This is a genomic window from Rhizobacter sp. (assembly GCF_031412495.1).
In the GTDB taxonomy this organism is placed as follows: domain Bacteria; phylum Pseudomonadota; class Gammaproteobacteria; order Burkholderiales; family Burkholderiaceae_C; genus Schlegelella_A.
The window spans coordinates 1-1,887 of record NZ_JANODC010000142.1 but is presented as its reverse complement, the minus strand read 5'-3'; the positions used below and the strand labels follow the sequence as shown (position 1 = coordinate 1,887).

The 1,887-nt window shown below is 64.2% G+C and carries 1 protein-coding gene and 1 tRNA gene; both read left to right on the top strand.

The annotated features are described in order from the left end of the window. Nucleotides 1-54: 54 nt before the first annotated feature. Nucleotides 55-131 (top strand) — tRNA-Pro (locus tag AC30N0_RS05190). Between the two features lie 154 nt (nucleotides 132-285). Next, nucleotides 286-1,887 (top strand): type IV-A pilus assembly ATPase PilB (gene pilB / locus AC30N0_RS05185; protein WP_489516866.1); only part of this gene is annotated, 1,602 nt, incomplete at its 3' end.

The window sequence follows — 1,887 nt, the reverse complement described above, 5'->3', positions numbered from 1 at the left end:
GTTCGTTCTGTCGAGCGTTCTTCTTGAAGTTGCGGCGTGAAGACAGGGTGAAAACGGGGTGTAGCTTAGCCTGGTAGAGCGCTACGTTCGGGACGTAGAGGCCGGAGGTTCGAATCCTCTCACCCCGACCATTCGACTGCTTCTTTCGTGACCTTTTCCAGATCTGACGGCCGCTCTCACGGGGCGTCGTGAATTGTTGGCGCACCACCTGCGCGCAGCGTTTACATCGAAGGGGGGATCGGCGATGATCGCGCGCTTTTCTCACCGCTGATCGGCCCTCTTCTGTTGGATACCCTCGCCGAAGCACCGCACTCCGCCCTCTCTGGCGTCGCGAGGGTACTGGTTCACGCCGGCAAGCTGAACCCGAAGACGGCCGAGGAGCTCGTCCGTAGCTCGCGGGAGAAGCGGACCGGCTTCGTGGCATCGGTCATCGCGGCCGGTGCCGTCTCCCCATCCGATCTGGCGCACACGCTGGCCGCTGCCCTGGCGCTGCCGCTCCTCGACCTGAGCGCGATCGATGCGCAGAAGCTGCCGAAGAACGTCATCGACGGCAAGCTGTCGGCGCAGTACCAGGTGGTCGTCCTCGGCAAGCGCGGCAACCGCCTTTTCATCGGCGCGGCCGATCCGACCGACCAGGAAGCCGCCGAGCGGATCAAGTTCGCGACCCAGCTAGCGCCCGAGTGGGTCATCGTCGAGCACGACAAGCTGGCCAAGCTCCTCGAGGGCACCGGGGCCAGTGCGGCCGAGACCATGGAAGCGCTCTCGTCGGGCGACTTCGACTTCGACGTCACGGACGAGGCGACGAGCCAGAGCGAGGCCCAGGATGTCAGCAGCGACGTCGAGGATGCACCCGTCGTCCGCTTCCTGCAGAAGATGCTGATCGACGCGATCAACCTGCGCGCGTCCGACCTTCACTTCGAGCCCTACGAATACCACTATCGCGTCCGCTTCCGCGTCGATGGCGAACTGCGCGAGATCACGCAGCCGCCCCTCGCGATCAAGGACAAGCTCTCGGCCCGAATCAAGGTCATCTCGCGGCTCGACATCGCCGAAAGGCGCGTCCCGCAGGACGGGCGCATGAAGCTGAAGTTCGGCAGCAAGGCGATCGACTTCCGGGTCAGCACCTTGCCCACCCTGTTCGGCGAGAAAATCGTGATCCGGATCCTCGACCCCTCGAGCGCGAAGGTCGGCATCGAAGCGCTCGGCTACGAGAAGATCGAGAAGGACCGCCTCCTCAAGGCCATCCAGCGCCCCTACGGCATGGTGCTGGTCACCGGCCCGACCGGAAGCGGCAAGACCGTTTCGCTCTACACCTGCCTCAACATCCTGAACCAGCCGGGCGTGAACATCGCCACGGTCGAGGATCCGGCCGAAATCAACCTGCCCGGCGTCAACCAGGTCAACGTCAACGACCGCGCCGGCCTCACGTTCGCGGTGGCCCTGAAGTCCTTCCTGCGCCAGGACCCGGACATCATCATGGTCGGCGAGATCCGCGATCTTGAAACGGCTGACATTGCGCTGAAGGCCGCCCAGACCGGCCACATGGTCATGTCGACCCTGCATACGAACGATGCGCCGACGACGCTGACGCGCCTGTCGAACATGGGCGTCGCCGCCTTCAACATCGCCGCCAGCGTGCTGCTGATCACGGCCCAGCGGCTGGCGCGCAAGCTCTGCGAGAACTGCAAGACCCCGGCCGACTATCCTCGGGAGGCGATGCTCAAGGCCGGCTTCAAGGCCGAGGATCTCGACGGCAACTGGAAGCCCTTCAGGGCCGTCGGCTGTTCGATGTGCAACAACGGTTACAAGGGTCGGGTCGGCATTTACCAGGTCATGCCCATCACCGAGGAGATCCAGAAGATCATCCTGGCCTCGGGCTCGTCGATG